This is a genomic window from Acidocella sp., from assembly GCF_013044125.1.
In the GTDB taxonomy this organism is placed as follows: Bacteria; Pseudomonadota; Alphaproteobacteria; order Acetobacterales; family Acetobacteraceae; genus Acidocella.
Map to the genome: position 1 here is coordinate 12,059 of NZ_JABEVC010000058.1, position 23,484 is coordinate 35,542.

Annotated in this window: 22 protein-coding genes, 1 other RNA gene and 2 pseudogenes; 12 read left to right on the top strand and 13 right to left on the bottom strand. The window is 63.1% G+C overall.

Annotated features, from left to right (window positions below):
- Window positions 1–9: 9 nt before the first annotated feature.
- Window positions 10–912: an FAD-dependent thymidylate synthase gene (gene thyX, locus HKL97_RS03285; protein ID WP_291422676.1), complete on the bottom strand. Its 903-nt coding sequence runs from the start codon at window positions 910–912 to the stop codon at window positions 10–12.
- Window positions 913–919: 7 nt separating this feature from the next.
- On the opposite strand from thyX, the gene ssrA reads away from it, so the two are divergent.
- Window positions 920–1,281, top strand: a transfer-messenger RNA (tmRNA) gene (ssrA, locus tag HKL97_RS03290).
- Between the two features lie 294 nt (window positions 1,282–1,575).
- Here ssrA and ispF read toward each other — a convergent pair.
- Window positions 1,576–2,058: pseudogene (ispF, locus tag HKL97_RS03295) on the bottom strand (2-C-methyl-D-erythritol 2,4-cyclodiphosphate synthase); the annotation flags it as partial.
- A 123-nt stretch (window positions 2,059–2,181) separates the two neighbouring features.
- On the opposite strand from ispF, the gene dusB reads away from it, so the two are divergent.
- The 5 genes from dusB to HKL97_RS03320 are packed head-to-tail and all read left to right on the top strand — an operon-like array spanning window position 2,182 to window position 9,481.
- Window positions 2,182–3,237 (top strand): tRNA dihydrouridine synthase DusB, encoded by a 1,056-nt coding sequence (gene dusB / locus HKL97_RS03300; protein ID WP_291422677.1) that lies wholly within the window; start codon window positions 2,182–2,184, stop codon window positions 3,235–3,237.
- Window positions 3,238–3,286: 49 nt separating this feature from the next.
- Window positions 3,287–4,408, top strand: coding sequence for a nitrogen regulation protein NR(II) (locus tag HKL97_RS03305; RefSeq protein WP_291422678.1), 1,122 nt, complete (start codon window positions 3,287–3,289; stop codon window positions 4,406–4,408).
- Entirely contained in the window at window positions 4,408–5,865 is a 1,458-nt protein-coding gene (gene ntrC, locus HKL97_RS03310; RefSeq protein ID WP_291422679.1) for a nitrogen regulation protein NR(I), read from the top strand. The genes HKL97_RS03305 and ntrC overlap by 1 nt, the downstream gene beginning before the upstream one ends.
- A complete protein-coding gene (locus HKL97_RS03315; RefSeq protein ID WP_291422680.1) occupies window positions 5,865–8,087 on the top strand; it encodes a PAS domain-containing sensor histidine kinase in 2,223 nt (740 codons plus the stop codon). The genes ntrC and HKL97_RS03315 overlap by 1 nt, the downstream gene beginning before the upstream one ends.
- Window positions 8,084–9,481 (top strand): sigma-54 dependent transcriptional regulator, encoded by a 1,398-nt coding sequence (locus tag HKL97_RS03320; protein ID WP_291422681.1) that lies wholly within the window; start codon window positions 8,084–8,086, stop codon window positions 9,479–9,481. Before HKL97_RS03315 ends, HKL97_RS03320 begins: the two co-directional genes overlap by 4 nt.
- Before the next feature lie 18 nt (window positions 9,482–9,499).
- Here the strand turns inward: HKL97_RS03320 and HKL97_RS03325 are convergent, their stop codons facing one another.
- The 3 genes from HKL97_RS03325 to HKL97_RS03335 are packed head-to-tail and all read right to left on the bottom strand — an operon-like array spanning window position 9,500 to window position 12,584.
- Window positions 9,500–10,945, bottom strand: a complete 1,446-nt coding sequence (locus HKL97_RS03325) for a HAMP domain-containing sensor histidine kinase (protein WP_291422682.1) — start codon at window positions 10,943–10,945, stop codon at window positions 9,500–9,502.
- 23 nt (window positions 10,946–10,968) lie between these two features.
- Window positions 10,969–11,652 carry a response regulator transcription factor gene (locus tag HKL97_RS03330; RefSeq protein ID WP_291422683.1) on the bottom strand — a complete coding sequence of 228 codons (684 nt, stop codon included), beginning with the start codon at window positions 11,650–11,652 and terminating at the stop codon, window positions 10,969–10,971.
- Window positions 11,653–11,654: 2 nt separating this feature from the next.
- Window positions 11,655–12,584 (bottom strand): S1C family serine protease, encoded by a 930-nt coding sequence (locus HKL97_RS03335; protein WP_291422684.1) that lies wholly within the window; start codon window positions 12,582–12,584, stop codon window positions 11,655–11,657.
- 594 nt (window positions 12,585–13,178) lie between these two features.
- Between HKL97_RS03335 and HKL97_RS03340 the strand changes: the two genes are divergently transcribed.
- Complete coding sequence (locus HKL97_RS03340; RefSeq protein WP_291422685.1) at window positions 13,179–13,517, top strand: hypothetical protein; 339 nt, start codon at window positions 13,179–13,181, stop codon at window positions 13,515–13,517.
- A 6-nt stretch (window positions 13,518–13,523) separates the two neighbouring features.
- Window positions 13,524–13,913 (top strand): hypothetical protein, encoded by a 390-nt coding sequence (locus tag HKL97_RS03345; protein ID WP_291422686.1) that lies wholly within the window; start codon window positions 13,524–13,526, stop codon window positions 13,911–13,913.
- Here the strand turns inward: HKL97_RS03345 and HKL97_RS03350 are convergent.
- Window positions 13,897–14,280, bottom strand: a complete 384-nt coding sequence (locus tag HKL97_RS03350) for a type II toxin-antitoxin system death-on-curing family toxin (protein WP_291422687.1) — start codon at window positions 14,278–14,280, stop codon at window positions 13,897–13,899. The genes HKL97_RS03345 and HKL97_RS03350 overlap by 17 nt on opposite strands.
- Window positions 14,277–14,504 carry an AbrB/MazE/SpoVT family DNA-binding domain-containing protein gene (locus tag HKL97_RS03355; RefSeq protein WP_291422688.1) on the bottom strand — a complete coding sequence of 76 codons (228 nt, stop codon included), beginning with the start codon at window positions 14,502–14,504 and terminating at the stop codon, window positions 14,277–14,279. Before HKL97_RS03355 ends, HKL97_RS03350 begins: the two co-directional genes overlap by 4 nt.
- A gap of 131 nt (window positions 14,505–14,635) precedes the next feature.
- On the opposite strand from HKL97_RS03355, the gene HKL97_RS03360 reads away from it, so the two are divergent.
- Complete coding sequence (locus HKL97_RS03360) at window positions 14,636–14,899, top strand: type II toxin-antitoxin system ParD family antitoxin (protein WP_291422689.1); 264 nt, start codon at window positions 14,636–14,638, stop codon at window positions 14,897–14,899.
- A gap of 81 nt (window positions 14,900–14,980) precedes the next feature.
- A complete protein-coding gene (locus HKL97_RS03365) occupies window positions 14,981–16,288 on the top strand; it encodes a HEPN domain-containing protein (protein ID WP_291422690.1) in 1,308 nt (435 codons plus the stop codon).
- Between the two features lie 30 nt (window positions 16,289–16,318).
- On the opposite strand, the gene ilvN is transcribed toward HKL97_RS03365, so the two are convergent.
- The 3 genes from ilvN to miaA all read right to left on the bottom strand — a co-directional run bounded on the left by ilvN (window position 16,319) and on the right by miaA (window position 19,728).
- The gene (gene ilvN / locus HKL97_RS03370; RefSeq protein ID WP_291422691.1) at window positions 16,319–16,831 is read right to left on the bottom strand and encodes an acetolactate synthase small subunit; all 513 of its coding nucleotides are present in this window, start codon (window positions 16,829–16,831) and stop codon (window positions 16,319–16,321) included.
- Complete coding sequence (locus tag HKL97_RS03375; RefSeq protein ID WP_291422698.1) at window positions 16,831–18,594, bottom strand: acetolactate synthase 3 large subunit; 1,764 nt, start codon at window positions 18,592–18,594, stop codon at window positions 16,831–16,833. The genes ilvN and HKL97_RS03375 overlap by 1 nt, the downstream gene beginning before the upstream one ends.
- Window positions 18,595–18,714: 120 nt before the next feature.
- The gene (gene miaA / locus HKL97_RS03380) at window positions 18,715–19,728 is read right to left on the bottom strand and encodes a tRNA (adenosine(37)-N6)-dimethylallyltransferase MiaA (RefSeq protein ID WP_291422692.1); all 1,014 of its coding nucleotides are present in this window, start codon (window positions 19,726–19,728) and stop codon (window positions 18,715–18,717) included.
- Here miaA and serB point away from each other — a divergent pair.
- On the top strand, window positions 19,727–20,611 hold the full coding sequence (gene serB / locus HKL97_RS03385; protein ID WP_291422693.1) for a phosphoserine phosphatase SerB: 885 nt from the start codon (window positions 19,727–19,729) through the stop codon (window positions 20,609–20,611). The two genes, miaA and serB, sit on opposite strands and share 2 nt — an antisense overlap.
- Window positions 20,608–21,717 (top strand): S-(hydroxymethyl)glutathione dehydrogenase/class III alcohol dehydrogenase, encoded by a 1,110-nt coding sequence (locus tag HKL97_RS03390; protein ID WP_291422694.1) that lies wholly within the window; start codon window positions 20,608–20,610, stop codon window positions 21,715–21,717. The genes serB and HKL97_RS03390 overlap by 4 nt, the downstream gene beginning before the upstream one ends.
- Before the next feature lie 132 nt (window positions 21,718–21,849).
- Here the strand turns inward: HKL97_RS03390 and HKL97_RS03395 are convergent, their stop codons facing one another.
- The 3 genes and pseudogenes from HKL97_RS03395 to HKL97_RS03405 form a co-directional block, all read right to left on the bottom strand.
- Entirely contained in the window at window positions 21,850–22,524 is a 675-nt protein-coding gene (locus HKL97_RS03395; protein WP_291422695.1) for a lipid-binding SYLF domain-containing protein, read from the bottom strand.
- Window positions 22,521–23,213: a histidine phosphatase family protein gene (locus tag HKL97_RS03400; RefSeq protein ID WP_408820651.1), complete on the bottom strand. Its 693-nt coding sequence runs from the start codon at window positions 23,211–23,213 to the stop codon at window positions 22,521–22,523. Before HKL97_RS03400 ends, HKL97_RS03395 begins: the two co-directional genes overlap by 4 nt.
- Window positions 23,214–23,215: 2 nt before the next feature.
- Window positions 23,216–23,484, bottom strand: a pseudogene (locus HKL97_RS03405) (ABC transporter permease); the annotation flags it as partial.

Genomic DNA, 23,484 nt, shown 5'->3' on the forward strand with positions numbered 1-23,484 from the left:
CGCCCGAGCCTACCGCCCGAGCGCCGCCAGCATCTCGGCCCATTCGCGCTTGGAGAGCCCGGAGCCGGCCTGTTCCACCGGCTCATCGGCCAGCAGCTTCTTCAGCACCGTCATCATTTTCGCCGAAAACGTCACCGCGCCCAGCCGGTAATCGCAGAACGCACCGTAGGAGAGCGGAACCCAGGCTTTCACCGTCTCCATCATCGCTTCGGCATAAACCCTTATCTCATATTGCGCATGGCTGTCGGCGCGCAGGCGCAGAAAGTGGAAGAGGTTGTGTAAATCCGTCTTCCAATACCATTGCGTATAGGTGTTCAGCGTCAGGTTCATGCGTGCCAGCTCGCGCGCCAGGCCGGTCTCCTCGCCCAGCATCTCCTCGTAATGGCCGTAGGTCTGCTCCGCGTCCGCGCGCAGCAGGTTGAGCACCCGCTCCGCGGTTGGCTGATCCAGCACTTCGCCACGTCCTTGCCGGTTGTCTGCGGACTGCGCGGCCAGCTGCCCGGGGGCGGGGATGTAGTAATCCTTGTCCAGAATCGAGTAGCGCGCCGAATATTCGTTCACATTCGCCGTGCGATGGCGAATCCACTGCCGTGCCACGAAAATCGGCAGTTTTACATGGAATTTGATCTCGCACATCTCAAACGGCGTGGAGTGGTGGTGGCGCATGAGGTAGCGGATCAACCCTTCGTCCTCCAGCGCCTTGCGCGTGCCGCGCCCGTAGGAGACCCGCGCGGCCTGCACCACGGCGGAATCGTCGCCCATGTAGTCCACCACCCGGACAAACCCATGGTCCAGCACCGGAATGGCGGTGAAGAGCATGGCCTCCAGCGCCGGCACGGTGGGGCGCAGCGTCGGCGTCGCGCCGGCCCGCGCGGTTTCTATCTCGGTTTTCTGCTCCAGCGTGAGGGTCATGAATCTCTCTCTTTCATATCCCTCATAACGCGCCTATATAGGTTCTGCCAGCTTGCTGGCTATGGTGATAAATGGTGCGTGGAATAATCGTTGTGGACCCGGGGGCAGTACCCGGCACCTCCACCAACTATTCTGGGCGGCCCGATTCAGACTACGCGCTCGTGCGCTTCGTCATCGGGACGCCTCGGGTTATTTGGGGGTGAAACAGGCTCGACACGCGTGGTAAAGACCCACCTTTTGCCCGGCATTGTACCGCCGTTATCGGGCTATAACTTAAATGCGAACGATAACAACGTAGCATTCGCGGTCGCTGCCTAAACAGCAGCTAAGCGCGGTTCGGGGGGCACCGGGCAACAGAAGCCCCCCACTTTCTTCGCGGCTTTCCGGAAACCTGGCGCCATGCAAGGCCGCCGTGGATAAAACTTGGGGACACAAAACCTGGACAAAAAAAAGGCGGCGCATGCAGCGCCGCCAAGTTTAGGGAGGAAACGTCCAAGAAAGCAGGAGAGCAAGCTCATCCTGCTGAAGCCTTTATATGCGGGGAGACGCCTCCGCCGCAACAAACTTTTGCGCAGCGCAGCAATGCGATTTAGCGTAGGAGAATGCATTGCTTTTCATTGCTCACGCCGTTGAAGTCATGATGCTGCATCATCATGCCGCCTTCTATGCGGGCACCAGCACGATCACCGCCGCCTGCGCCGCGATGCCTTCGCCCCGGCCGGTGAATCCAAGCCGCTCGGTGGTCGTCGCCTTCACTGAAATCGCCTCGATCCCTACGCCGAGCAGCTCCGCCAGCCTCGCGCGCATCGCCGGCGCGTGCGGGGTTATTTTCGGCCTCTCGCAGATGATGGTGACATCCGCATTGGCGAGCCTGCCCCCCCGCGCGGCGATCCGCTCCGCCGCATGGCGCAGAAAGCGCGCGCTGTCGGCGTCTTTCCATGTGTTCTCGGAGGGGGGGAAATGCCGCCCGATGTCGCCTTCAGCCAGCGCGCCATAAATCGCGTCGCACAGCGCATGGATGCCCACATCGGCATCCGAATGCCCAGCCAATCCCTTCTCGAAGGGTATGTTCACGCCGCAGATGATCATGGGGCGTCCTTCCGCCATGGCGTGAACGTCAAACCCGGTACCGATGCGCGGAATCATGCCAGTCTCTCCCATATAATCCGCCGCAGATGTGAAGCCGCCATGGTCTGCCGTCAACCATGCCCCGGATTTGTCCAATAGGTGATTGCGTCCGCCGCGCGTGGCGGGTAGTTTGCCCAAATCATGAGCAATGCTTCGCCCCCTCTGATTAAGCCGATCACCCTGGGGAGCGGGCCGCGTGCGGTCACGCTGGAAACCCCGGTCATCCTGGCGCCGCTTTCCGGCGTCATCGACCTGCCGTTTCGCGCCCTGGCCAAATCGCTCGGCGCTGGTCTGGTGGTCTCCGAGATGATCGCCTCCTGGGCTATGGTGCGCGAGAACCGCAATACCATGCGTATGGCCGAGGTGGTGGCCGGCGGCGGCCCGTCCTCGGTGCAGCTTGCCGGCTGCGAGCCTGATGCCATGGCCGAGGCCGCGCGCATCGCGGTGGCCAACGGCGCGGACCTTATCGACATCAACTTCGGCTGCCCGGTGAAAAAGGTGGCGGTCGGCCAGGCCGCCGGCTCCGCGCTGATGCGCGATGAAGTCCTGGCCGGTAAAATCCTTGCCGCCACCGTGCGGGCGGTGGATGTGCCCGTCACCCTGAAAATGCGCATGGGCTGGGACCATAACAGCCTGAACGCGCCCACCCTGGCGCGCATCGCTCAGGATACGGGCATCGCCATGGTCACTGTGCACGGCCGCACCCGCCAGCAGTTCTATGAGGGCGTGGCGGACTGGGATTTCATCGCCCGCGTCAAGGCCGCGGTCCAAATCCCCCTCATCGTCAATGGCGACATCACCTCCGGGCCAAAAGCCGCCGAGGCGCTGCGCCGCTCGGGGGCTGACGGCGTGATGATCGGCCGCGGCGCCTACGGGCGCCCGTGGTTCCTTAAGCAGGTGGCGGATTATCTGCGTACCGGCGAACTCCCCGCGCCGCCAACCCTGGCCGGGCAGAAAGAAATCCTCCTGCGCCACTACGCCGCCATCCGCGCGCATTTCGGTGAAAAGGGCGGTGTGCGCCTCGCGCGCAAACATGTCTCCTGGTATAGCCACGGGCTGCGCGGTTCGGCCGCCTTCCGCGCGCAGATGAACCGGCTGGACAGCGGCGCCGCGGTGGAAGCGCTGATCGACTCCTTCTACGACCCGCTGATCGAATCCGGCTTCATCCGTCAGGACGAAATGGCCCTGGCGGCGTGACCGTTTACGCGAGAAGCGCAAAATGAGCGGCATCAGAAAGGCCTTCGGCATGGTTAAACGTAAACCGGGCATGGCGCGCGAGCTCCGGGTCGATCCGGCGCATATTCTCGACGCCTTACCCCTGGCCGTCGCCGTGCTGGACGAGAACGACATCTTCTGTTCGGTCAACTACGCGGCTGAGGAGTTCTTCGGCTCCTCCAAGGCATTGCTGCTTCACAGTAATCTGTATGACATTCTGCCGCCGGACCACCCGCTCTTCCTGCTGCTGGAACGCGCGCGCCGCGCCGGCGTTACTGTCGCCGAACATGATATGATCCTGGAAGGCCCGCGCCTGCTGCGCCGCGGCTGCTCCGTGCAGGCCGCGCCCTTGCCCGAGGTCGCGGGCTGCGTGGTGCTCACCTTGCAGGACGAATCGGCCGCCCGCGCGCTGGACCAGCAGATATCTGCCCGCAACGCCGCCCGCAGCATCACCGGCATGGCCGCGATTCTCGCGCATGAGGTCAAAAACCCGCTGTCAGGGATCAGGGGTGCCGCGCAATTGCTGGAGGCCAGCGCCCCGCCGGACGACCGCGAGCTGGCCGTGCTCATCCGCGACGAGGCCGACCGCATCCGCGCCATGGTCGAGCGCATGGAAACCTTCGGCGAGAAAAAGCTGGAGCGCCAGGCGGTCAACATCCACCGTGTCCTGGAGCATGTGCGCAAGCTGGCCCTTTCCGGCTTCGCGCCGCACGTCAAATTCATCGAATCCTACGACCCCAGCCTGCCGCATGTGCAGGGCAGCCGCGACCAGCTCATCCAGGTACTGCTCAACCTGGTCAAAAACGCAGCCGAATCCATTGACAGCATGGACCGCCCAGACGGTGAAATCCACCTCACCACCGGCTTCCAGCATGGCGTGTGGCTCTCCGCCACCTCCGGGCGCGCGCGCGCCAATCTGCCCATTTTCGTCTCCGTGCGCGACAACGGCCCCGGCATCCCCGAGGACATCCGCCGCCACCTGTTCGAGCCCTTCATCACCACCAAGGCCGCGGGCAGCGGGCTTGGGCTGGCGCTGGTCGCCAAAATCGTCGCTGACCACGGCGGGTTGATCGACGTGGACAGCCGCCCCGGCCGCACCGAATTTCGTATCCATCTGCCCGTCTACGAAGACCCCCCGGAAAGTAACCATTGATGAGCACCGTGCCAACCGTTCTGATCGCCGATGACGACCGCTCGATCCGCACAGTGCTGACCCAGGCGCTGGGCCGCTCGGGTTACCAGGTCCGCGCCACCTCCTCGGCGGCCACGCTGTGGCGCTGGGTGGAGGACGGCGAGGGCGATGTCGTCATCACCGATGTCATCATGCCCGATGAGAACGGCCTGGACCTCATCCCGCGCATCAAGCGCATCCGCCCCGAGCTGCCGATCATCGTCATGAGCGCGCAATCCACCCTCACCACCGCGGTGCAGGCCACCCAGCGCGGCGCGTTTGACTATTTGCCCAAACCGTTTGACCTGGGTGAGCTCCTCGCTGTGGTGGACCGTGCGCTCAAACAGCCGGTCTATGCCGCGGGCGGCGCACCCGCGCCCAAACTCTCAGCCGATGACAACCTGCCCCTGATCGGCCGCAGCCCGGCGATGCAGGAAATCTACCGCATCATCGCCCGCCTCACGACCACCGATCTCACCGTGATGATCAACGGCGAATCCGGCGCCGGCAAGGAACTCGTCGCCCGCGCCCTGCATGATTACGGCCGCCGCCGCGCCGGCCCCTTCGTCGCCATCAACATGGCCGCGATCCCGCGTGAACTCATCGAGAGCGAGCTCTTCGGCCATGAGCGCGGCGCCTTCACCGGCGCCACCAACCGCCATATCGGCCGCTTCGAGCAGGCCGCCGGCGGCACCCTCTTTCTGGATGAAATCGGCGATATGCCGCCCGAAGCCCAGACCCGCCTGCTGCGCGTGCTGCAGGAGGGCGAATTCACCACCGTCGGCGGCCGCCAGCCCATCCGCGCCAACGCCCGCATCGTCGCCGCCACCCACCGCGACCTTCGCGCCCTCATCCGCTCCGGCCAGTTCCGTGAGGATCTGTTCTACCGCCTCAACGTCGTGCCCATCCGCCTGCCGCCCCTGCGCGAGCGCCCGGATGACATCCCCGTGCTGGCGCAGCACTTCCTCAACAAGGCGCAGAGCGAGGGCTTGCCCGGCAAAACCATTGACGCGCCAGCCATGGCCATGCTCTCGGCCTACCGCTGGCCCGGTAACGTGCGTGAGCTGGAAAACCTCATCCGCCGCCTCGCCGCGCTGGTGCCGCAACCGGTCATCACCGAGGCGGTTCTGGCGCAGGAACTGGCCGGCTACACCATCGCCGAGGAACCCCAGCCAGCCTCGGGCGATGATGCCGAAACCATGGCCGCGGTGGTGGAGCGCCACGTCGCCCGCCTCCTCGCCGCCATCCGCGAGTCCGGCGAGGAGGGCGTGCTCTACGAACGCGCCCTGGCCGAATTCGAGCGCCCCCTTATCCGCATGACCCTGGCGGAAACCAGGGGCAACCAGATCCGCGCCGCCGCTCTGCTCGGCCTCAACCGCAACACGCTGCGCAAAAAAATCCGCGAGCACGGCATCGGCGTGCACCGCCGGGTGGGCTGATGCAGAACCCCGGTTCAACGCGGCGGACCCTGCGCGCCTCGTTTCTGGATATCATGCTGGGCCGGGTCTCGACCCTGCTGGTCGCCTCCGTGGCGCTGCTCCTCGGCATCGCCTCGTTCGCCATCCTGGCCGGACGGGTGAAGCTGGATGTGCATTCCGGCGTCGCAATCGCGTTGATGGTGGCGGATTTCGCGGCGCTGCTGCTGCTCATCATCCTGCTGGTCGGGCGCGTGGTGCGCGTGGTGCTGGAACACAGGCGCGGCGCCGCCGGGGCGCGGCTGCATGTGCAGCTGGTGTTCCTCTTCGGCGGCGTCGCCGCGGTGCCCGCCATCCTGGTGGCGGTGTTCGCCATCGTCTTCTTCAACTTTGGCATCCAGGCCTGGTTCAACCAGCGGGTGCAAACCGCACTCGATGAGAGCAATCAGGTCGCCCAGGGCTACCTCGCCGAACATGACAACGACATCCGCCTCGACGCCCTGGCCATGGCCAATGATCTCTCCCAGAACGGCTCGGTGTTCTTTGGCGACCCCAACGAGTTTGCCCGCTACCTGGTCAACCAGGCTACCGTGCGCGGCCTCACCCAGGCGGTCATCTTCGAGCCGCTGAACGGCGAGATCGTCGCCTCCGCCGGGCTGTTCGCGGGCTTCGCCGCCTCGGTGCCCGGCCAGCGCCAGATCGCCCTGGCGCAAACCGGTCAGGTGCCGGTGTTCAGCCCGCATGGCGGCACGGTGGAGCAGGCGGTCATCAAGCTCGACATTACCCCGCCCATGATGCTGATGATCGAAAAGCCGATCGACCCCGCCATTCTCGACCATGTGAGCAAGACCGAGCAGGCGGTGGCGGAATACCAGAGGCTCTCCAAAAACCGCGCCGGGCTGGAAATCTCCTTTGCGCTGGTCATCGCCATTCTCTCGTTGCTGGTGCTCTCGGCCCTTATCGGTTTCGGCCTGGTCATCGCCAATCAGATCGCCAAGCCGATCGGCCATCTGATCCGCGCGGCGGAGAACGTGCGCGCGGGTGATCTCTCCGTGCGCGTGCCCGAGCGGGACACGGGCGATGAGATGGCCGGCCTCTCGCGCGCCTTCAACCGCATGACCGCCCAGCTCGCCGCCCAGCGCACGGAGCTGATGGACGTCAACGGCCAGCTCGACGCGCGGCGGCGTTTTACTGAGACCGTGCTGGCCGGCGTCTCCGCGGGCGTCATCGGGCTGGACAACAAAGGCCGCATCGAGCTGCCTAACCGCGCCGCTTCTGAGCTGCTGCGCATCGGCCTGGAGTCGGAAATCGGCCAGTATCTGGTCGAAATCGTACCCGAATTCGAGGGGCTCATCAACGCCGTGATGGCCAATCCCGAGCGCCCGGTGACAGCGGAAATCGAACACGGCCCTGCAATGCACAAGCGCGTGCTGCTGGTGCGCATTGGCGCGGAAATGAAGGCCGGCGAGCCGGACGGCTTCATCGTCACCTTTGATGACGTGACCGAGCTGCTCTCCGCCCAGCGCAAGGCCGCCTGGGCCGACGTGGCCCGGCGCATCGCCCATGAGATCAAAAATCCGCTCACCCCCATCCAGCTTTCCGCCGAGCGCCTGAAGCGCCGCTTCACCAAGGAGATCACCTCCGACCCCGAAGGCTTCTCCCAATGCGCCGACACCATCGTGCGCCATGTGGGCGATATCGGCCGCATGGTTGACGAATTCTCCACCTTCGCGCGCATGCCCGTTCCGGTGATGCGCGAGGAGTCGCTGGAGCGCATCGCGCGCGAGGCCATGGTGCTGCAGCGCGTCGCGCATCGCGAAATCAACTGGGACATCCGCATCGATGCCTCCCTGCGCGCCATCTGCGACCGCCGGCTCATCGGCCAGGCGCTCACCAACCTGCTCGCCAACGCGGCCGATGCGGTGGCCATGCGCCCCGGCGCCAGCCATGTTACCCTCAGCCTTACTGCCCAGGGCGATAACGCCGTGCTGAGCGTGACCGATGACGGCATCGGCCTGCCCGAGACCGACCGCACCCGGCTGACCGAACCCTATGTGACCCATAAGCCAAAAGGCACGGGGCTTGGTCTTGCCATTGTCCGCAAGATCATGGAGGACCATGGCGGGCGGCTGGAGCTTGACCAGGTGGCCGATGGACCAGGCGCCATCGTCAGCCTCATCCTGCCCGCGCTGCCGGTTAAGCCTGAAGGTACAAGCCATGATGTTAAGGAGTTGCCCGCGACATGACTGAAATCCTGATCGTCGATGACGAGCCGGATATCCGCCTGCTGGTCGAAGCCATTCTCCGCGACGAAGGCTTCGAGGCCCGCAGCGCCGGCAATTCGGACGATGCGATCGCCGCCTACCGCGCCCGCCGCCCCGCGCTGGTCATCCTCGATGTCTGGCTGCAAGGCTCCAAGCTGGATGGTATCGGCATTCTCGATGTGTTGCACCAGGAGCAGCCGCGCGTCCCGGTGGTCATGGTCTCCGGCCACGGCACCATCGAAACCGCAGTCGCGGCGATCCAGCGCGGCGCGTATGACTTTATCGAGAAACCCTTCAACTCAGACCGTCTGCTGCTGGTCGTGCGCCGCGCGCTGGAAGCCGCCCGGCTGGAGGCGGAAAACGCCGAGCTGCGCCTGCGTGTCGGCTCCGAGACCAGCCTGACCGGCGAGGGCCACGGCATCGTCAGCCTGAAAGCCTCGATTGACCGCGTCGCCCCCACCGGCTCGCGCGTGCTCATCACCGGCGCCCCAGGCTCCGGCAAGGAAACCGTGGCGCGCATGATCCACGCGCAATCCCGCCGTGCCGATGGCCCCTTCGTCGCTCTCAACTGCGCCATCCTCGCGCCCGAGCGCTTCGAGGTGGAGCTTTTCGGCGTCGAGGCCGGGGCTGACCCCCACGCCGCCCCGCGCAAGGTTGGCGTGCTGGAACGCGCCCATGGCGGCACGCTCCTGCTCGATGAAGTCGCGGACATGCCTCTGGAAACCCAAGGCAAAATCGCCCGCGTGCTACAGGAGCAAAGCTTCGAGCGTGTCGGCGGCGGCGCCAGTTCGCGTGTGAAGGTGGACATCCGGGTGCTGGCCTCCACCGCCAAGGACCTTGCCAGCGCCATCGCCACCGGCCATTTCCGCGAGGATCTCTACTACCGCCTGGCCGTGGTGCCGCTGCGCGTGCCCTCGCTGAAGGAGCGCCGCGAGGACATCCCCGCCCTGGCGGCTGATTTCCTTGCCCGCGCGGCTGAAATCTCCGGCCTGCCGCCGCGCACCCTGGGCTCGGATGCCATCGCCGCCCTCCAGGCGCATGACTGGCCGGGCAACGTCCGCCAGCTGCGCAATATCATGGACTGGCTGATGATCATGCGCTCCGCCGAGACCGAGGTTTTCCGCGCTGAACACCTGCCCACCGAACTCTCCGCCCACGCCCCTCGCGCCCTGGCCATAGACCCCGCCGCCGATGTCATGGCCCTGCCGCTGCGCGAAGCCCGCGACGTGTTCGAAACCCAGTACCTGCAATCCCAGCTCCTGCGCTTTGGCGGCAATATCAGCCGCACCGCCCATTTTGTCGGCATGGAGCGGAGCGCCTTGCACCGTAAGCTCAAGCAGCTCGGCATCGGCGCCGAGGACCGCCAGCACCCATAAACAGGCTGGGTGAGCGCTCTACCCGCGCCGCGCCGGAAGGGTGATGATGGCCCGCAGGCCGGGGTTGTTGTTGGCCAGGCGCAATGTGCCGTTGTGCAGCTGCGCCACCGCGGCGACAAGAGCGAGCCCCAGGCCAGACCCGGCGGTTGAGCGCGCCGATTCCGCGCGGAAGAAGCGCTCCGTGGCGCGGCTGCGGTCCTCTTCGGAAATTCCCGGCCCGCGGTCGGCGATGCAAATCTCGATCAACGCCTCCTCCACCCGCGCCGTGAAGCGGATGGTCGTTCCGGTGGCGGAGAATTTCAGCGCATTGTCGAGCAGGTTGGCGATCGCCTGCTGCACCAGTTCCCGGTCGCCGAGCAGGGGCAGGGGTTCATCGATCCTGGTATCCAGGATCAACCCGCGCTCCTCGGCGACGGCGCGATAGAGTTCGTCGATGTCGCGCAGCATCGGCGCGAGGTCGATGGCGGCAAAAGCTGAGCGGCGAGACCCCGCCTCTATCTCCGCGATCCGCAGCAGCGCCTCGAACACGCCCACCACGCCGTCCAGGTCCAGCATCGCCCGCTCGACCGCTAATTGCAGGTCCTCCTTGGTATGGGCGTGCAGCGCCGCATCCTCCAGCCGGGTGCGCGCGCGGGTGATCGGCGTGCGCAGGTCATGGGCGATGGCATTAGAGACCTGGCGCACCCCATCCATCAGCCGCGCGATGCGCTCCAGCATGTCGTTGATGATCTCCGCCAACTCATCGAACTCATCGCCGTTGCCGTGCTTGGGGATGCGCCGCGTCAAATCGCCCAGCGCAATGGCGCGCGTGGTGGTCGATATATCGCGCATCATGCGCCGGAACATCGAGCGAATGAGCACCGCGCCCAGCAGGCCGAGAAAAATCATCAGTCCCAGGGCCCAGAGCAGCGCATCGCGCATCACGCCGCGTAGCTGCGCCCTCGCGCTCACATCCCGCCCGATCAACAGTTGCTCGCCGCCGCTCAGCGTATAGGCGCGCAGCAGTGAAATCGAGCGTGTCCCCTTGCGAGTTACCGGCAGCTCATACCAGGTGTTGATCCGGTTGAGCCCGGCGGGCCATTGGTCGAGGTTGCCGATGATATGGTTGCCCAACGGGTCGAGCAGCAGATAAATCCCGTCGCTGTCGCCCGAGTCGGTAAGCCGGCTGTGAATGGCGTTGATGAGCGAGGGCAGGCCGCCGATCTGGTAATGCTCGTTCAGCGCCGTGGCATCGTTCAGGATCGCGAACTGCACCTGCCGCTGCAACAGTCCCACCGTGGAGTACCACAGCGAAAACGCCAGCGTGAAGGCGGAGAGCCCGAACACCAGCGCATACGTCACCGCGAAGCGGATTCCGGTCGAGCGGATCAGCGGCTTCCCCTTGCGCCGGGGCTCGCGGGGCGTTGCGGCTTCCTGGACGGCGCGCGCGCCGGATTCAGCTTCCGAGAGCGGGGTTGTCTCCATTCAGGGCTCCGCCAGCTGCGCCGTCACACCTCTTCCGCGCGCAGCATGTAGCCGGCGTTGCGCACTGTATGCAGCAATGGCAGCTCGAACGGCTTGTCGATCTTCTGGCGCAAGCGCGACACATGCACATCAATCACATTGGTCTGCGGGTCGAAGTGATAATCCCACACGCCCTCCAGCAGCATGGTGCGGGTCACCACCTGTCCGGCATGGCGCATCAGATATTCCAGCAGCCGGAACTCGCGCGGCTGCAGATCGATCTTCTGCGTCCCCCGGCGCACGCTGCGTGAGAGCAGATCCATTTCCAGGTCGCCCACGCAGAGCTTGGTCGTGGGGCCATCGCTCTTGCCGCGCCGGGTCAGCGCCTCCACCCGGGCCAGCAACTCCGCGAAGGCGAACGGCTTGGTCAGATAGTCATCACCCCCCGCCTTCAGCCCCTTCACCCGGTCATCCACCTGGCTCAACGCCGAGAGAAACAGCACCGGCGTTGCGTTGTCCTGCGCGCGCAAGGTCTCCAGCAGGCGCAGCCCATCAATCCCCCCGGGCAGCATCCGGTCCAGGATGATGGCGTCGAAATTCTCCGAGGCGGCAAGAAAAAGCCCATCCCGCCCGTTATCGGCATGTTCCACCGTATGTCCCGCCTCGCGCAGGCCCTTCAGAACAAACCCAGCAACGTCCTTATCGTCTTCCACGACGAGTATGCGCATCGCTATTCTCCCAATTGCACCGGCCTGCGGGCGATAATCACCGGCACGCCGAATATATGTTGATTCTCGCTAATCCCAAGCAGCACCTTAGTCCCCGGCGCCATGGAGGCAATGGCCCGCGTTAACGCGGTGGCGCCGCCAATCGTGCGGCCGTTCACCGCAACCACCACCTCCCCGGCATTCAGCCCCGCCCTGGCGGCCGGTCCGCCGGGCTCCACGCCGGTAATGCGCGCCCCCTCTTGCGCGCCGCCGCCGCGGTCCGCCACCGAGATGCCAAGCCACCCGCGCGCGATCTCGCCATGCGCGATCAGCGCGGCAACAATTGGGCGCGCGCTGTTGCTGGGAATGGCGAAGCCGAGACCCACCGAACCGCCGGAAGGCGAGACAATGGCTGAGTTTATGCCGATCACCGCCCCCGCCATATTGAACGCCGGCCCACCCGAATTACCGGGGTTGATCGGAGCATCAAGTTGCAGAAAATGGTCGAACGGCCCGTCGCCAATATCGCGCCCCTCGGCGGAAATAATCCCCAGGGTGAACGAGTTCCCCAGCGCGAACGGGTTGCCCGCGGCCAGCACCCAGTCGCCCACCTGCGCGCTGGCGGAGTTGCCCCAGACGGCAACCGGCAACGGGCGGGGTGACGTAATTTTAATGACCGCGATATCGGTCAGATCATCCGCCCCGGCCAGTTTCGCCGGAAACTGCTCGCCGTCGTTCAGCGTCACCATGATTCGCGCCGCCCCGGCAATCACATGGTCATTGGTGACAATCATCCCATCCCGGCTGACGATGAAGCCAGACCCCGCGGCCTCCGCCACCCCGCCCGCCGGACCATGCTTCTCCGGCGTGCCCGGCGCCTGCATCACCGTAATGCCGACCACCACAGGGGCGACCGCATGCACCAGCGGCGCCAGGGAAGCGGGCGCCCCCATCACCTGTGCGGCTGCCACGCCCCGGGGGCCGAGCAGAAGCGCTGCGAAAATTAACGGGCCAAAAAAACGCTGCATTAGTAAGGGACATGCCACCGCCCCCGCACGGGTGCAAGACAACTCTGCGCGTCCACCCGCGCGCCACCCGTTTCAACGGCGGATTGTGTACGATAAGCAATGATAGTGTCCTGCCCCTGAAGTCCGCGGCATCTGGCAGCGGACGGAAGGGACGAGCAGGCCACTGAAAACAAAAAGATAGTGTCCTGCCCCTGAAGTCCGCGGCATCTGGCAGCGGACGGAAGGGACGAGCAGGCCACTGAAAACAAAAAAATAGTGTCCTGCCCCTGAAGTCCGCGGCATCTGGCAGCGGACGGAAGGGACGAGCAGGCCACTGAAAACATGGCTAGTGTCCTGCCCCTGAAGTCCGCGGCATCTGGCAGCGGACGGAAGGGACAAGCAGGCCACTGAAAACAAATTAAGTTTCCCGTGAGTGAAGATATTCCGGTGCTGCGAACTCCAGAATCGGAACGATAGCCGTCCGCCGCCAAAAAGCCTATAGTTGGTTGCGTATCGTTATCCCGTTCAGGAGTTCAGAATATGACTGCCAGCCAGATGGATACCGGCCCCGCCGACATCAATTTCCTCAAACACGAGTTCAACCGCTTTCGCGCCGACCTGGCCGCGATGAAGGCCAAGCTTGGCGCCAACCCCGCCGAGGCGCTGGAGCATTTCAACGCCTATCTGCACAGCGAGGACGTGGCAGCCCGCCTCGCGGCGCTGGAACACCAGCTGGAAGGTTTTGGCGGCAAGGCAAAAGGCGCGGGCAAGGATGCGGTCTCCCGGCTGGAGAAGGAAGTCACCGAGCGCCCGGTCACCAGCGTCGCCATTGCCTTCGGCATTGGCCTGCTGGCGGCTAATCTGCTCCGCCACCGGTAACGCCGCGTGCCGCTCTCCCGGCATGTGCGTTTTTATGCCAGAGCCTCGGCGCTATGGGGCGGCATGGGCTTGGCCATGTTGCTCCTGGGCTTTGCCGCCGCCGGGTTTTTCATCGCCGCGTTCTACATCTGGCTGGCCGCGCATCTCGCGCCCGCGCAGGCGGCCCTCGTCACCGGCGCGGCGCTGCTGGCCTTGGCTCTGGCCCTCGGCCTCATCGGCGGCGCCGTGTTGCGCGCCGCCCGCGCGCGTGAGCGCGCCCGGCGGGCCGAATTCAGCCTCACCCTCGGCACGGTGCTGCGCCTGGCCGCCTATCTGGTCCGCCGCGACCCCAAAAAAGCAATGATTTTCGCGCTCATCGCCGGCGCGCTGGCGGAGTTTTTCACCGGAGAGACCTGAGCAGCCACGCGGCAAAACTGTCCTCGCTCATGCCCCCGGTCGCCAGCGCAACCATGTTTTCCACCGCCGCCGCCGCCGAAACATGCAGCTCGATGCCGTTTATTTTTAAAAACAACACGCAGCACGCCCAGGCGGTGCGCTTGTTGCCATCGAGAAACGCATGGTTTTTGGCAATCCCGAACGCATACGCCGCCCCCATCGCCGTCCAGTCCACCGCCGGATCATAACCAAATTTGTCCACCGGCCGGTTGAGCGCGCTGTTCAGCAACGCCTCATCGCGCAGGCCATGATACCCGCCATATTCGCGGATCGACTGGTCATGCAGGAACAAAACCGCATCCGGCTCCAAAAACGCCGGCGCGCTCACCGCTTCGCCAACCCGGCCAGGGCATCAGCCTGTTCGCGCAAAACCTCCCGCGCCGCCGCCAGCTGCTTCTCCAGCGCCAGATTGCGCTTTACCAGCTTGATCCCATCCGCCAGCTCCACCAGGGTCAACTCCTGCCCGACCTCAAACCCCATCCGCACCCGCGTCTCCGCCGGAATCGCCACGCCGACGGAGTTGCCTTGTTTTCGAACGGTTACAGTGTCCATGGGGTTGCTCCGGGTGTATGACAAAGCGTCATACTACCCTGTCCACGCCATCAAGTCGAGTTTTTCCGTGACCAGCACCGCCGCTTGCGCTATTAAATTTTAATACTTTCTCACATCACCGGACCGCGTCCATGAACATCTCCATCTCACTCACGCCCGAACTACTCGGCCTCATCAAGAGCAAAGTGGAGTCTGGCCGCTACACCTCAACGAGCGAGGTTGTGCGCGAGGCTCTGCGCCTGCTGGAACGCGCCGACGCGCGCGAAGCCGATTCTCGTGCCCGGTTGCGGCAATCCTGGGATGATGGTGTGGCCAGTGGTGACGCCGGGCCGCTTGATTTCGCCGGGCTAAAAGTTCTGGCATGTGAAAAACTGGCCGCCTCGTCCAAGGAATAGTGTGCCCGTTCTCCGCCTCGCCTTTGCGACCGACGCGGCAGCGGCGGCGGTTGATGTTTATGACTTTGGAAAATAATTGAAATGGATAGAGATTTTACGGACAAAACCCTAATTGTCGACCAACTTGGCTATTTCTGGTGGGCAACAGAAAAGCGTGAATCACGCCTTAAAGCACCGGACTCAGCTGTTCCGGGAAGATTGAGAATTACTGACGACGGTGAGATCGACCTACAATGTCTTGGCCGATTACCCGAGAGAGAAGTAGAAGATCAAGTTTACAAAGACAACATCTTTGGGGTTCTAGCGGACGGCAATTGGGTAGCCCTCCATCAGTTAAAGCGCGCTCGGGAGGGATTTTGTTCGCATGGCATATCTCAAGAAGGGTTTTCTGCTGAATACTGTCTGATATCGCAAACCGAGGCTTTTTTTTCCGAATCAAACCTTTTCGATGAAATGGAGATTAACCTTTCATCTCTGACGAGTTGGTTTACCTCTAATGTTGACTGCAAATACGAAAAAAACGGCGATTTTCATCTCCACTATAAACGGCCGACGGACATTGAATTTTGTATTGGTGGAATGCGTATGGTGATAAAATCGGACTGTTCCTTCAATCCTAATGAAGATGGTTCTGAAACCAATACTTTTAAGGAGATCAAAAGACTCGTAGTTTCGAATATAGAAACCGTATCATTTAAAAAATATTGGGATATTCTAAATGAATTAGAAAGGCTTTTTCGGCTGCTTTCTGGGAATGAAATTATCCTACCGTTTCCTGCGCTTCGATCAGCGCAGCATCCATGGTGGGTCAAACTTTATTTGAGACGCCACTCTGTCGATGTAGATAAATTCAATCAGCGCAATACTCCTTTTTTATATCATGAGATAGAGGCCGAGTTCCCGATCATAGCCCAACGATATTTCAAAACATATGAGCAAATCAAGGCAGCGTTTATTTTTTATTTTTCGGCAAAATACAATAATGACACCTATCTTGAGTCGAAGTTTTTATTGTTCGTTGCGGCATTGGAGGCTTATGCCGATCAAATACTTAATATGTCTAAAAATAAAGATCTGCAAGCAAAGATTCAAAGGTCATTAGAAAAAGCAGTTTCTAAAATTAATCGAAAGACAAAAAATAAATTTGCAGAGAAATGCACGGATTACCGCAATTTTTTGTCTCACGGAAACAAGAATTTATTTCAAAACGACTATAGTCTGGATATAGCTTGGAAAACTGATGGGCTTGCTTTGATTGTTCAGGTGCTGCTTCTAAAGGAAATTGGTTTAGACTCCGCCCGCGTGGAAAACTGGCTACTCACAGGCAATGGCCATACTTCACGCATACACATATTCCGTGAGGCAGGCTTGTCATTTAACCAAGGGTAAGGGCGGTGCGCTTCGCGTCCTGGGGAAAACTCACTCAATCGCCACTTTCCCCCGCGCAATCGCCGCCACACCTGTCCGGCTCACTTCCGCCAGCCCCAGCGGGCGCATCAAATCCAAAAACGCATCCAATTTATCCGTCGCCCCGGTCAGCTCAAAAATAAAGCTCTCGGTCGAGGCATCAATCACCCGCGCGCGAAACGCATCAGCCAGCCGCAGCGCCTCCTGGCGCGTATTGCCCGTGCCCACCACCTTTATCAGCGCCAGTTCCCGCGCCAGATGCGGTCCCTCTTTGGACAAATCAGCAACCTTATAAACCGGCACCAGCCGGCCCAGCTGCGCCTTTATCTGCTCGATCACCATCTCCGTGCCCGAGGTCACGACGGTAATCCGGCTTTTTGACCCATCGCGCTCCACCGGCGCCACCGTCAAACTGTCAATATTATAGCCCCGGCCCGAAAAAAGCCCGATAACCCTGGCCAGCACGCCAGACTCGTTTTCCACCAGCACTGAAATCGTGGCGGAGCGCATATTTGTGTCAGACATTATACCAGCGCCAATCCTGCATCGGTTACACCAGGGTTGCCGCCATTTTTGTGCTCCGGCCCCAGCAACATCTCATTATGTGCGGCCCCTGATGGTATCATCGGGAACACGTTTTCCTTCTCATCCACACAGATATCGGCGATCACCGGCCGGTCCACAGCGAGCATCTCGGCAATCACCCGGTCCAGGTCCTCCACCTTCTCCGCGCGCAAGCCCACGGCATGGAAACTCTCCGCCAGTTTCACGAAATCCGGCAACGCCTCCGAGTAGCTTTCCGAATACCGGTTGCCATGCAGCAACTCCTGCCACTGGCGCACCATGCCCATGTATTTGTTGTTCAGGATGAAAATTTTCACCGGCAGCCGGTACTGCGCCAGCGTGCCCATCTCCTGGATGTTCATTAAAATGCTGGCCTCGCCTGCAATGTCGATCACCAGCGCATCCGGATGCGCCACCTGCACCCCCATCGCCGCTGGCAGCCCGTAGCCCATCGTGCCCAGCCCGCCGGAGGTCATCCAATGGTTGGGTTTATCAAACTTGAAGTGCTGCGCGGCCCACATTTGGTGCTGCCCCACCTCGGTGGTGATGAACGTCTCCCGTCCCCGCGTCGCTTTATAAAGCTGCTCGATCGCGTATTGCGGCTTGATGATGCTGCCGCGCTCACGGTTCTGCGTAAAGCGCAACGAATCCTTCGCGCGCCAGAAATCAATCTGCTGCCACCATTTGGCGATCGCCTCGCGGTCCTGCTTTCCGGCGTCATTTTTCCACGCCGCAATCAGCGCGCGCAACGTCGCCGCCGCATCGCCAATAATGGCCACATCGACCGCGACTGATTTATTGATGCTGGAGGGGTCGATATCGGCATGAATTTTCTTCGAGCCGGGCGAGAACGCATTCAACCGCCCGGTCACCCGGTCATCGAACCGCGCGCCGATGTTCAACATCACATCTGCGCCATGCATCACCATATTGGCTTCATAAGTGCCGTGCATTCCCAGCATGCCGACAAATTGCGGGTCCGAGGCCGGATACGCCCCCAGCCCCATCAGCGTGGTGGTGCAGGGGAATCCGGTCAGCCGCACGAATTCAATCAGCAGTTTGGCGGCTTCAGGCCCGGCGTTAATCACCCCGCCTCCCGCATACACAATCGGCCGCTCGCTGCGCTTGAGCAAGGCGATCGCCTCGGCGATGCGCGCCGGGTCAGGCTCGGTGCGCGGCCGGTAGCTGCGGTGCTGCGCCGTGCTTGCCTCGCTATAGGGCGCGGGATTGATGAGAATATCCTTCGGCAGGTCGATCAGCACCGGCCCCGGCCGCCCGGTCTTGGCGACATGAAACGCCTCATGCACCACGCGCGTCAGATCCTGCGAGCGTTTCACGAGGTAGTTATGCTTGGTCGCCTGGCGGGTGATCCCGGTGGTGTCAGCCTCCTGGAAGGCGTCATTGCCGATCAGATGCGTCGGCACCTGCCCGGTCAGACACACCAGGGGGATGCTGTCCATCAGCGCGTCCACCAGCCCGGTCACCGCATTGGTCGCGCCGGGGCCGGAGGTCACCAGCACCACGCCCACCCTGCCGGTGGAGCGCGCATAGCCCTCGGCCGCATGCACGGCGGCCTGCTCGTGGCGCACCAGAATATGCCGGATCGCGTTCTGCTGGAAAATGGCGTCATAAATCGGCAGCACCGCGCCGCCAGGATAGCCGAAAATAACATCCACCCCCTGCGCCTTCAGCGCCCGGAGCAGCGCTTGCGCGCCCGATGCCATCATCTCTGTCGTGGTGCCTGTACCCGTGGCGCCTGTACCCGTGGTGATTGTACCGTCCATAACGATTCTACCGCCTGCCATTGCCTAGAGCCGCACCGCTACAGGTTCAGCCCCGGCGGGTCAACCGGGGAAATTTATAAAATTAACCAAATTGCCAATAAAACTTTCCGAAAGTTGCTCAAAACCTGCGATTCTTGATTGTATTATTTGCATATCAGGGGTGCCGGTAAGTTTCTGGTGCTTAAACCAAGTCATCTGCCGCTTGGTGTACTGGTGCGTCGCCAGCACCGCCCGCGCGGTGGCCTCGCCCAACGTGATTTCGCCGCGCAGATACGCCCCCAGCTCCGGCACCCCATGCGCGCGCATCAGCGGCAGGCTGGCATCCAGCCCCAGGCTGAGGAAATTCCTCACCTCCTCAACCGCCCCGGCGGCCAGCATCGCGGCGAACCGCGCCGCAATCGCCTCGCGCAATACTTCGCGCGGCGGGTCCAGCAAAATCATCCGCACCCGCCAGCCCTCCAGCCGGTGTGTTGTCTGCCGCTGCCATGCCGCCAGCCCCTGGCCAGTGCCGAGCAGCACCTCATAGGCCCGCGCCACCCGCTGGCTGTCATTGGGTTTCAGCCGCAAGGCCGTCTCGGCGTCCAGCCGCGCATGCAGCCCCGGCGCGCCAAGCTCCGCGAGCAGCGCGCGCGCCTCGGTGCGCGCCTGCGCTCCAGGCTCGGGCACCTGCGCGATGCCGTTGATCAGCGCCGAGAAATACATCCCCGTGCCGCCGCACAGAATCGGCAAGCCGCAGTTGTTCATCTCCTCCAGCGCCGCGCCGCGCCACCAGGCCGCATTGGCCGGCTCCGCCGCCGCGCGCACCCCATAGAGCCGGTGCGGCGCCAGCGCCTCATCCTCGGGCGAGGGCCGCGCCGTGATCAGCCGTAATTCCCGGTAACACTGCATCGCATCGGTGTTGATGACCGTGCCCCCCAGCGCGCGCGCCAGCGCCAAGGCCAGCGCCGATTTGCCGCTCGCGGTCGGCCCGGCGAGCACGACGAGAGTCCTGCCCTGGCGCGCGGCCACCCCGCCAGCCCCGCGCGCTGTGTCCCTTGCCCACTCACCGTTCTCTGTCCTACCAGTCTCGCCCATGTCCTATATCGTCATTTTGGTAGCCAACCGGCAAGCCGGTCCCCTCACTTCAGCCATGGCCGAGCGTGCGCGCGATTTTTGCGCCGGCCAGCATCTCAACTGGCTCAGCCCGGCGCACGCCGCCGAATTCATCGTCTCCACCCCGCCAGATACCGCCCAGCTCCAGATGGTGCTGGAGCACAAGGCGCTGGATGTGTTCGTCACCAAATTCCGTGGCCGCCGCAAGGCTGTGCTGGTGGCGGATATGGACAGCACCATCGTCACCGCCGAAACCCTGGACGAAATCGCCGCTTTTGCCGGGCTGAAAGAGCAGATCGCCGCCATCACCGCGCGGTCCATGAACGGCGAGATCGACTTCGCCACCGCATTGCGCGAGCGGGTCGCCATGCTCAAGGGGCTGGATATTTCCGCCCTCGAGCGCACCTGGAGCGCCATCGAGTTCTGCCCCGGCGCGCGCACCCTCATCGCCACCATGCGCGGCTTTGGCGCCACCACGGCGCTGGTCTCGGGCGGTTTCACCTATTTCACCGCCCGCGTCGCCGCCGAGCTGGGGTTTGACATCCACCGCGCCAACACTCTGCTGGACAACGGCTCAACCCTCACCGGCGAGGTCGCCGAGCCGATTCTCGACCGTAATGCCAAGCTCGCCACGTTGACCGAGCTGGCGGAAAAACGCGGGGTGAAGCTCGCCGCCACCCTGGCGGTGGGCGATGGCGCGAATGATCTCGCCATGCTTCAGGCCGCGGGGCTGGGTGTCGCCTATCACGCCAAGCCGGTCGTCGCCGCCCAGGTGAGCAACCGTATTGAACATACCTGCCTTACCTCTCTATTGTTTGCCCAAGGCTATCCGGCATCGGCATTCAAGGGAGACACAGAATCATGAAAACACGCGCAGCCGTGGCACGGGCGGCGGGCCAGCCGCTCTCACTCGAAATCATTGACATCGCAGGGCCCAAATTCGGTGAGGTGATGGTGGAGGTCAAAGCCACCGGCATCTGCCACACTGATGACTACACCCTCTCCGGCGCCGACCCTGAAGGCATTTTCCCCGCTGTCCTGGGGCATGAGGGCGCTGGCATCGTGGTCGAGGTTGGTCCTGGCGTCACCTCGCTCAAAAAAGGTGACCACGTCATCCCGCTCTACACGCCCGAATGCCGCAACTGTAAATCCTGCCTCTCGCGCAAAACCAATCTCTGCACCGCCATCCGCGCCACGCAAGGGCGGGGCGTCATGCCTGACGGCACCTCGCGCTTCTCCTGCGACGGCGCACCGGTGATGCACTACATGGGCTGCTCCACCTTCGCCAATTTCACAGTCTTGCCCGAGATCGCGCTGGCGAAAGTGCGCGAGGACGCGCCGTTTGATAAAATCTGCTACATCGGCTGCGGCGTCACCACCGGCATCGGCGCCGTGTTCAACACCGCCAAGGTGCAGCCGGGTGATAATGTGGTGATCTTTGGCCTCGGCGGCATCGGCCTCAACGTCATCCAGGGCGCGCGCATCGCTGGGGCGGATAAAATCATCGGCGTGGACCTTAACAACGCCCGCAAGCCCATGGCCGAAAAATTCGGCATGACGCATTTTGTGAACCCCGCTGAAATCGGGGAGGATTTGGTGCCCTATCTGGTCAATCTCACCGATGGCGGCGCGGACTACTCCTTCGAGTGCATCGGCAACACCAAGGTCATGCGCCAGGCGCTGGAATGCTGCCATCGCGGCTGGGGCACCTCCATCATCATCGGCGTTGCCGGCGCGGGGCAGGAAATCTCCACCCGCCCGTTCCAGCTCGTCACGGGGCGCAGCTGGAAGGGCACGGCCTTCGGCGGCGCGCGCGGGCGCACCGATGTGCCGAAAATCGTTGATTGGTACATGGACGGCAAGATCAACATCGATGATCTCATTACCCATGTGCTGCCCTTCGAGAAAATCAACGAAGGTTTTGAGCTGATGCGCCGCGGCGAGAGCGTCCGCTCGGTGGTGACCTACTGAACAACTCATGTCCGGTGCTCCACGTGGAGCACCGGACGCAAATCTTCGATAACTAACTGTTAGTAAAAATTAATTTTTTGCTTGCACCCCAATTTGTGCGGGTTTGTATCGAAAAAACAACAAATCCGTGAATTACTGCCCGTAGCGCGTCAAAATCGTGCGCAGCGGGTTGGCGCCGGGGTTGGAGCCCTGGCCATCCACGACGATCTGCCGGGCATCGAGCTGCTGGCCGTAATAGGCTTGCTCCGTACCGGCGTCGTTGGAGAGCACCGAGCCGGAGAGCGAGATCCCGCCATAGAGCCCCTGCGCTTTCGAGAAGGTGAGGATATCGGCGTTGATGGCGGTGGACATCGCGCCGCTCACCCCGGCCCCCAGCGTGGCGACGGCAAGCCCCGCATCGGCGCCGAGTTTGAACTGGCTGTTGAGTATGGCGTTCAACCCGCCGTTCGTCATGATCAGCATCATCACCTCAGCGTTCTGCACGCCGATCTGCAGGCCGAAGCTGCCGCTCCCCATGTTGTAGAAGGCTGGGTAGGACCAACTGCCATCAGCGGTGCGCGCCACCATCACGCAGCCGCCGCCCTCGCCGCCGATGAAGAATCCGGCGCGGAAAACATCCGGGCAGACCACCACGGCCTTGGCCTTGCGCAGGAATGTCTGCGCCTGGCTGCCCTCGGCGCCGCCCATCATATCCTCAACCGCGAGGGTGGAGCTGTCGACCAGGTGCTGCGGCGTGCTGGCCAGCGCCACGGCGGGTGCGCCAAGCGTGGCGGTGGCGATGGCCATGCCGAGAAGAAAGGTTTTCATGGGGCAACTCCTTGGGTTTGTTTCGGATGCCGGCGGCGCTCTTCATTTGAGGGCGTATGCGGGGTTGCGCAAGCCGTGGTGGAGAGATGTTCATTAACCGACAAGATACGCCACCCGTGGCGGTTATGTTCCAGCCGGGTGAGCGAGATATTGTCCACCGAGAAGCAGAGCGCCTGATGCGCGGTGAGGCCAAGCGCATAAGCGCACATCGCGCGGATGGCGCCGCCATGCGTGACGATAATGGTGTCACGCTCCGGGGTTGCCAGCAGCCGCTCCAGCCCGGCGCCGGTGCGCGCGATCATATCGGCGAAGTTCTCGCCTCCCGGCGGGGTTTCCTGCGCGTGGATCGGCCAGAACGGATGCCGCTCTGTGGTGGAACGCGCGTCGAAATCCGAAATCGGCTGGCCCTGGAAACTGCCAAAATTCTGCTCGACGAAGGCAGGGTCGATCAGCGGCGTCTCATCGGGGTAGCCAGCGCGGACCAGCGCCGCGGCGGTGAGCTGGGTGCGGGTGAGCGGCGTGCAGATCAGCCGGGCAGGGTGGGGCAGGCGAGCGGCCAGGGCTGCGTAGCGTGGCGCGTCGGCGGCCATGGTCACATCGCACACCGGCACGTCGTTGGTGCCGTAGAGCTGGGTCAGTGAGTCCGGGTGGACAAGCGCATGACGGATAAGCCAGAAACATTGAGTCAAAATCATTCCCCGATTGAGATGAGCGCGCCCCGGACGCGGGCGCGGCGGAATTCAGCCCCGAAAATCACGATGGCCAGCAGCATCCAGCCCAGGTTGAGGGCGGATGCCTGGGCCAGGTCCGGCCAGTCGGCGGCATGCTGGAACAAGCCCGCGCGCATGCCCGCGAACACATGCGCGGCCGGCAGCACCATGGCCACGGGTTGCAGCCAGCCCGGCAGCGCCGTGGCCGGGTAGTATACGCAGGCGACCGGGGTGATGCCAAAAGCGATGG